5 protein-coding genes are annotated in these 7,544 nt (G+C 67.9%); 4 read left to right on the top strand and 1 reads right to left on the bottom strand.

The annotated features are described in order from the left end of the window. The first annotated feature begins 84 nt into the window (after positions 1–84). The 4 genes from H0X91_RS27535 (at position 85) to H0X91_RS27550 (ending at position 5,957) form a co-directional block, all read left to right on the top strand. The gene (locus tag H0X91_RS27535; RefSeq protein ID WP_058902674.1) at positions 85–1,809 is read left to right on the top strand and encodes an amidohydrolase; all 1,725 of its coding nucleotides are present in this window, start codon (positions 85–87) and stop codon (positions 1,807–1,809) included. Between the two features lie 172 nt (positions 1,810–1,981). Continuing rightward, entirely contained in the window at positions 1,982–3,097 is a 1,116-nt protein-coding gene (locus H0X91_RS27540; RefSeq protein ID WP_012493097.1) for a polyamine ABC transporter substrate-binding protein, read from the top strand. A gap of 88 nt (positions 3,098–3,185) precedes the next feature. Then, entirely contained in the window at positions 3,186–4,784 is a 1,599-nt protein-coding gene (locus tag H0X91_RS27545; protein ID WP_077056676.1) for a DUF3138 family protein, read from the top strand. Positions 4,785–4,880: 96 nt separating this feature from the next. Beyond that, positions 4,881–5,957: a C45 family autoproteolytic acyltransferase/hydolase gene (locus tag H0X91_RS27550; protein ID WP_058903569.1), complete on the top strand. Its 1,077-nt coding sequence runs from the start codon at positions 4,881–4,883 to the stop codon at positions 5,955–5,957. Between the two features lie 64 nt (positions 5,958–6,021). Here H0X91_RS27550 and H0X91_RS27555 read toward each other — a convergent pair whose 3' ends face one another. Next, complete coding sequence (locus H0X91_RS27555; RefSeq protein ID WP_196433525.1) at positions 6,022–7,413, bottom strand: MFS transporter; 1,392 nt, start codon at positions 7,411–7,413, stop codon at positions 6,022–6,024. Positions 7,414–7,544 lie beyond the last annotated feature (131 nt).

Below are 7,544 nucleotides of genomic sequence, written 5' to 3' on the forward strand. Positions count from 1 at the left end.
CCCGCGCCGGGGGGGCATACCGGCGCGAATCGTCTGCCTATAGTGAAAGCGCTTCGAAAACCTGACGACCAGAAAGGACAGGCCATGCAGATTCAACCGACGCCGGCCGCCGCGACGCCGGCGGATTTCGTTTTGACCCACGCGAGGGTTTACACCGTCGATCCGCACCGGCCGTGGGCGCAGGCCGTTGCCGTGCGCGACGGCCGGATCGTGCATGTCGGCGATACCGCGTCCGTGCGCGCGTACGTCGGCGCGAACACGAAAGTCGTCGATGCGGCCGGCCGGCTCGTGCTGCCGGGCTTCGTCGAATCGCACTGGCACTTCGAGACGACCGCGTTCGCGTTCCAGGCGTTCGTCAACTACGAGGATCCGCACCAGGTGCTCGCCGCGTTGCGCACCTACGTCGAATCGCATCCCGATGAGCCGGCGATCACCGGGATGGGCTGGGTGCAGGCGACGATCCCGCCGGCGATGCTGCGCAAGGAGACCCTCGACGCGGTGTGCGCGGATCGCCCCGTGTGCCTGCTGTCGACCGATTTCCATTCGATGTGGGTGAACTCGAAGGCGCTGGACATCGCCGGCATCGACGCGTCGACGCCACCCGTGCAGGAAGGCGCGAGCTGGTTCGAGAAGGACGCGGCGACGGGCGAGCCGACCGGGCTGATCGTCGACGGCGCCGCGTACTCGCTGCTGCTGCAGCGGATCAGCGCGGCCGGCCTGCTGCCGACCGGCATCGACCTGTATCTGAAATCGATTCCGCCGTGGCAGGAGAAGCTGTGCGCGGCCGGCGTGACGACCGTGTTCGACGCGGGCTTCTTCGATGCGAGCGGCGACCAGTCGCTGCTGTACGAGACGCTGCAGACGATGGAGCGCGCGGGCGACCTGAAGCTGCGCGTGGTCGGCAGCGTCGCGGTGATCGGCGAGATCGACGATCCGGTCGGCACGCTGGTCCGGTATCGCGAGCGGTACGATTCGCCGCTCGTGAAGGCGCGCGCGCTGAAGCTGTTTCTCGACGGCACCGAGGCGAACCACACCGCGTACCTGCTGGAACCGTATGCGGACCGCCCCGATACCTGCGGCGCGCCGACGATGCCGGCCGACACGTTCAATCGCTATCTGGTCGACGCCGATCGCGCGAACGCGAACGTGATGGTGCACTGCGTCGGCGACGCGGCCGTGCGGATGGCGCTCGACGGCTTCGACGCCGTCAACCGCACGAACCCGCCGCGCGATCGCCGTCATGTGATCACGCACGCGTTCCTCACGCATCCGGACGACATTCCGCGCTTTCGTCGCGCGGGCGTGATGGCGAACACGCAGTTGCAATGGGGCGTGGTCGACGCGTACACCGAGCAGTTGCGCGACCACTACGGCCACGAACGCTGGAGCAACATGTACACGTTCCGCACGTTCGTCGACGCAGGCGTGACGGTGTCGATCGGCATGGATGGCCTCGCGTGCCAGTGCCGCTGTCAGCACAAGCCGCTCGAACACATCGAGTCGGGCCATACGCGGCAGCTCGCGGGCGAGCCCGATGCGCCGGTGTTCCCGGACATCGCCGAACGCCTGAGCATTCCGCAGCTGATCGCCGCGTACACGATCCACGGTGCGTACCAGCTCGGCATGGAGCACGAGGTCGGCTCGCTGACGCCCGGCAAGCGCGCGGATCTCGTCGTGCTGGAGCGCGACCTGTTCGAGGTCGGGCAATACGACATCGGGCGCATCGACGTCGGGCTGACGATGATGGGCGGCCGCATCACGCACGTGGGCGACGATTTCGGCGCGCGGACGGGCCTGCAGGCGTCGTGAACGGCGGCGGGCCGGCGATGCGGCGACGGAAAAGTCGCTTCCGTTGCCGCCGATTGTGCGGCGTGTCCCCCTGTTGGCAGGGCAGACCGGCCAATTTCCTCTGGCTACATTTTTCCGGACCGAAGCACGCGCCGCTCATCGCGGGCGGATCATGACATCGACGGAGGAAAACATGGCAGGGGACTGGAAACATCGGGTGAAGAACGCATGCGCGGCGCTCGCGCTGGGTGGTTTCGCCGGGGCGGGCGTGCCCGTCGCGCAGGCGGCGGACGTCGTCAACGTGTACAACTGGGGCAATTCGATCGGCAAGGCGACGATCGCGAACTTCGAGAAGGCGACCGGCATCAAGGTCGTCTACCAGGAGTTCGATTCGAACGAGACGCTGCAGGCGAAGCTGCTGTCGGGTACGTCGGGCTACGACGTCGTCGTGCCGTCCGACATCTTCTGGGCGCGGCAGTTGCAGGCCGGCATCTACCGCAAGATCGACCGAAGCCAGGTGCCGAACTACGGGCTGCTCGATCCGGACATCATGAAGGTGCTGTCAAGGGATGATCCGGGCAACCAGTTCGGCATTCCGTGGACGTGGGGCACCGACGGGCTGGGAATGAACGTCGAGAAGGTGAAGGCCGCGCTCGGCGCCGACGCGCCGCTCGACAGCTGGTCGCTGCTGTTCGATCCGAAGTACGCGAAGAAGCTGAAGCGCTGCGGCGTGTCGGTGCTCGATTCGCCGGTCGATGCATTCGGGATGGCGTTCGTGTACCTGAAGAAGGATCCGAACACGACGAACCCGGCCGACTACCAGGCCGCGTACGAGTTGCTGAAGACGGTACGGCCGTACATCACGCAGTTCAATTCGAGCAGCTACATCAACGATCTCGCGGGCGGCGACATCTGCCTCGCGCTCGGCTGGTCGGGTGACGTGAATTCCGCGCGGATCGCGGCCGCCGCCGCGAAGAAACCGTATCGAATCAAGTACGTGATCCCGACCGAAGGCAGCGCGATGTGGTTCGACATGATGGCGATTCCGAAGGATGCGCCGCATCCGGACGCCGCGCTGAAGTTCGTCAACTTCGTGCTGTCGGAGCAGGAGAGCGCCAACCTGACCAACGACACGTCGTATCCGTCGGCCGTGCCGTCGTCGCGGCACCTCGTGCGCGCCGAGGTGACGAGCGATCCGGCCGTGTTCCCGCCCGCCGACGTGATCCGCCGGCTGAGCCTCAGCAAGCCGGTTCCGCCCGAGCTGATGCGGCTGCAGAACCGTCTGTGGACGAAGCTGAAGACCGAGTAAGCCGCCCCGCACACCCGCACCTCTTTCGCGCGCCCCGCCGTCGATCGCGGCGGGCGGGGGCGCGTGCGTCCCGACGACCACCGACACCATGAACATCAAACACATGACGGCGCTGTGCGCGCTCGCGTTCGACGCGACCGCGGCATTCGCCCACACACCGCACGCGACCGACGCGAGCCGGATGAAGGCATTGCAGGCGCAGGTCACCGCGCTGCAGCGGCAGGTGAACGCGCTGCGCGCGAGCATGCTGGCGGCGAAGCCGGCCGGCGCGGCAACGACCGCCACGACTGCCACGACTGCGACGACCGCCGCATCGGCCGGCGCGAAGATCGGCACGATCAACACGGCCGCGGCCGCCGCGCAGGCTGCCGAGTCGGCGCCCGCGTTCACGAACGACGACCTGCAGCAGATGCGCGAGCAGATTGCGAATGCGTCGCTGAAGGTCGATGCGTTGCAGGAGGCGGCGACGACCGGCCCGCTCGCGGGCTTGAGCATCACCGGCTACGTCGATCCCGTGTACCTGTTCAACCGCGCGCAGCGCACGTCCGGCTTCCAGTTCCTGAACCACGATCCGGGCGCGTACGACTACTTCAACAGCACGATCGGCGACGTCTACCTCGACATCAGGAAGACCTTCGGCGTCGGCCCGATGGCGCCGTCGGCGGAGATCGTGATCCAGCCGAACCGCGGCTTCGGCAACGTGTTCAGCAATGCGCACGGCGGCATCGGCAACAACATCGTCACGCAGGCGCAGGTCAACGTGCCGCTCGGCACGACGCGCACGTTCGAGATCGGGATGATGCCGAGCCTCGCCGGCTACGAGGTGCAGCCGTCCAACCAGATGCTCACGCTCACGCACGGATTGCTGTACGACTTCAGCGAGCCGGGCAACCTGGTCGGTATCGGGCTGAAGGGCTCCAACGCGGCGATGACGCGCTTCTGGCAGGTCGTGATCGGCAACGAGGTGCTGCGCACGGCCGGCGCGATCGCGAATGCGGCGAACAACACGACGAAGCCGAACTGGACGCCGACGATCACCGCGCGCTTCGACAACGCGACGTCGACGGCGTTCGACTTCGGCCTCTCCGGGATGCTCGGCCGGCAGTCGCTGTTCTCGCCGTGCGCGGCGGGCGGCTACGGCTACCAGTGCAACGGCTCGTCGCCGACCGGCCTCTACAAGTACGTGGAAGCCGACATGACCTATACGCACGACAAGACGCAGATCAACGCACAGGTCGATTACGGCGAGCTGCAGAAGGGCGCATGGAACGGCGGCACGGCGCGCTGGTACGGGATGTCGCTGCTCGGCCATACGAAGTGGACGACGTCGTGGCTCGGCCGCATGGGCGCGACGCTGCGCTTCGACTACCTGAACAACGCGTCGAACGGCGGCGGTGGCACGAACATCCAGTACGGGCTCGCGGGCGGCAACCCGTCGGTGAACGGGTCGAGCGGCTTCGGCATCGATCCGTCGTGCTTCCAGGGCTCGGCGACGAACGGCACCGAGTGCAAGGGCGCGCAACGCTATGCGATCACGGCCGACCTGTTGTTCTATCCGACGCAACAGATCACCGTGAAGGTCGAATACCGCCACGACGCGGCGAATCATCCGGTGTTCCTGAAGAGCAAGGGCACCTATGCGCGCAGCAACGACCTGGCCGGCATGCAGTTCATCTATTCGTTCTGACCGTTCCGACGGTCGGCGCGCGCCGGTTCGTTCGTGGAACGCATCACATGCCGGGCCGCGCGGGCCCGGCGCTCATTCGACACAGGAGGTTTGATCTTGAAGCTGCACACTTTCGCGACCGACATCACCGATCCGCGCGAGCGGGGCCGCCTGATCGGCGCGCGCTTCGCGCCGGCGATCCGCGAGACGGTCGCGCTGTATCTCGCGTTCTTCCCGAAGCTCGGCATCGATCCGCAGCGCGCGCGGGCGATCGGCGAGGCGAGCCTCGCGGCGCTCGACGCATGGTGTCCGCGCCTCGCCGCCGAGGTGGAGGCGACCGCCGACGGCGCCGACCTGCCGCGCTGGCAGCTCGCGTGCCTGAACGCGCGCACCGAGATTCTCGCGACCGCGCCCGCGTCGGCCGAAGGCGAGTGCTCGACGACCGTGTACGCGCCGGCCGGCCCGCATGCGCCGCGCACGCTGCAGACGTGGGACTGGCACGACAGTCTCGCGCCGCAGGGGCTGCTGATGCGGTTCACGACGCCGCAGGGCCGCACCGTCAAGCTGTTCACCGAATTCGGGATGCTCGCGAAGCTCGGCGTGAACGACGCGGGGCTCGGGCTGCACTTCAACATCCTGCATCATGCGAGCGACGACGATGGTGGCGGCGTGCCGGTGCACGCGATCGCGCGACGGCTGCTGGAGGATGCGACGACGGTGCAGGAGGCGATCGAGCTGGCGCGCAGCGCGCGCGTCAGCGCCTCGACGGTGCTGACCGCGTTCACGCGACACGATGCGAACCCGCGCGCGGCGAGCATCGAGCTGAGCCCGTCCGGCGTCGGCGTGGTCGTGCCGCGCCCGGACGGCTGGCTGCTGCATACGAACCACTTCCTCGATCACGCGTTGAGCGGCGGCGAATGCATGCCCGACAGCTCGACCACGCGCGAGCGCTTCGCGCACCTGAACGCGGTCGTGGCGGGGATGACGGACGCCGATGTGCGCGAACGCGCGGCGGCGATGTGCGGTGCGGCCGGCGACGCGGCCGTGGTGTGTTTCCACCCGGATCGGTCGATGCCCGACACCGAGCGCTGGGAAACGCTGCTGACCGTCGGCATCGATACCGACGCGTGCGCGCTCGACTACGTGGCCGGCAATCCGCACGACCTTGCGCGCGACGGGTTCATGCGGTTCTGACGCGACGCGCGGGCGAAGGTCGGCAGGGCGGCACGGCGGCACGCGTGGGCCGCCGTTGTGGCGCTCAGGCGTCGATGCGCTCGACCTTGCCGACGAGCAGCCCGTACGACAGGCTGCCCGCGAGCGCCATCGCGGCGATGTAGGTGATCGCGTGCGAGAAGTCCGCACCGTCGACCAGCAGCCCGATCACGATCGGCGTCGCGATCGCGGACAGGTTGCCGACCAGGTTGAACACGCCGCCCGTGAGGCCGAGCAGCCGTGCAGGCGCGAGCCCCGACACGAGCGACCACGTGATCGACGCGAAGCCGTTGCCGAAGAATGCGATCGTCATGAACGCGATTACCCAGCCGGTCGAGCTCACGTAGTTCGCGCCGATGATGCAGGTCGAGATCAGCAGCCCCGAGATGATCGGCAGCTTGCGCGCGAAGCCCTGCGATGCGCCGCGCCGCATCAGCCAGTCCGACAGCACGCCCGAGCACAGCACGCCGACGAACGCGGCGAGGAACGGCAGCGACGCGAGGAAGCCCGACTTGATGAAATCCATCCCGCGATACTTGACGAGGTAGGTCGGGAACCACGTGAGGAAGAACCACAGCGTCGAGTTCAGCGCGAACTGGCCGAGGTAGATGCCCCACAGCTTGCGCCGGCCGAGCACGACGCCGAGGTCGCGCCACGTCGACGGCGCGCGTTCGCTGCGCGCCGCGACGCGGTCCTCCAGATCGACGAGGCCGCCGCCGTCGCGGATCAGCGCGATTTCGGCCGCGTTGACGCCGCGCAACGCGCGCGGCTCGCGATATACCGCGTACCAGATCGCGGCCCACGCGATGCCGGCGAGGCCGGTCGCGACGAACACCATGTGCCAGCCGAGATGCACCTGCAGCCACGCGAGCACCGGCGTGAGGAACGCGAGGCCGACGAACTGGCCCGACGTGTAGCCGCCGATCGCGCTTGCGCGTTCGCGGGTCGGGAACCACGTCGTCACCACGCGGTTGTTGATCGGGTAGGCCGGCGCTTCGAGCGCGCCCACCGCGAGGCGCAGCACGATCAGCCCGACGAACGAACCGGCGAAGCCGAGCAGCAGCGTCGCGGCCGACCACAGTGCGAGCGCGCCCGCATACAGCACGCGCGGCGAGACCTTGTCGACGAGCCAGCCGCCCGGAATCTGCATCAGCGCATAGGTCCAGCCGAACGCGGAGAACACGAGGCCCGCGCGAACCGGATCGATGTTCAGTTCCTTGAACAGCTCGGGCGCCGCGATCGACAGGTTGCTGCGGTCGAGATAGTTGATCACGACGGTGACGAACAGCAGCGCGGGAATCAGCAGCCGCTTGCGGCTCGGCGGCGTGGACGAGGTCGCCGCCGCGGTCGCGCGGGCGGCGGAATCAGATGCGGCGCCGGTGCGCGCGGATGCCCGCTCCGGCGGGTTGGCATGGGTGCGTGACGCGGATTGGGCCACGGTCGTCTCCTTATATCTTCGATTTGCTTCAAACTTCAGTGGTGGCGCGCCGTTTGGCGCGCTGCTTTGCCGGTTGGCGGCTACGGCACAGCTTGTGTCTCCTGCGAGCCGTTAAGCTCGAATCACAGCTC

Origin of the sequence: Burkholderia sp. 9777_1386 (assembly GCF_015712265.1) — a bacterium.
Classification (GTDB): domain Bacteria; phylum Pseudomonadota; class Gammaproteobacteria; order Burkholderiales; family Burkholderiaceae; genus Burkholderia; species Burkholderia cenocepacia.

What these genes read in the sequence shown, in the direction of transcription:
- H0X91_RS27545 (WP_077056676.1), top strand. Translation starts at nt 3,186, where the DNA reads ATGAACATCAAACACATGACGGCGCTGTGCGCGCTCGCGTTCGACGCG.
- H0X91_RS27535 (WP_058902674.1), top strand. Translation starts at nt 85, where the DNA reads ATGCAGATTCAACCGACGCCGGCCGCCGCGACGCCGGCGGATTTCGTT.
- H0X91_RS27540 (WP_012493097.1), top strand. Translation starts at nt 1,982, where the DNA reads ATGGCAGGGGACTGGAAACATCGGGTGAAGAACGCATGCGCGGCGCTC.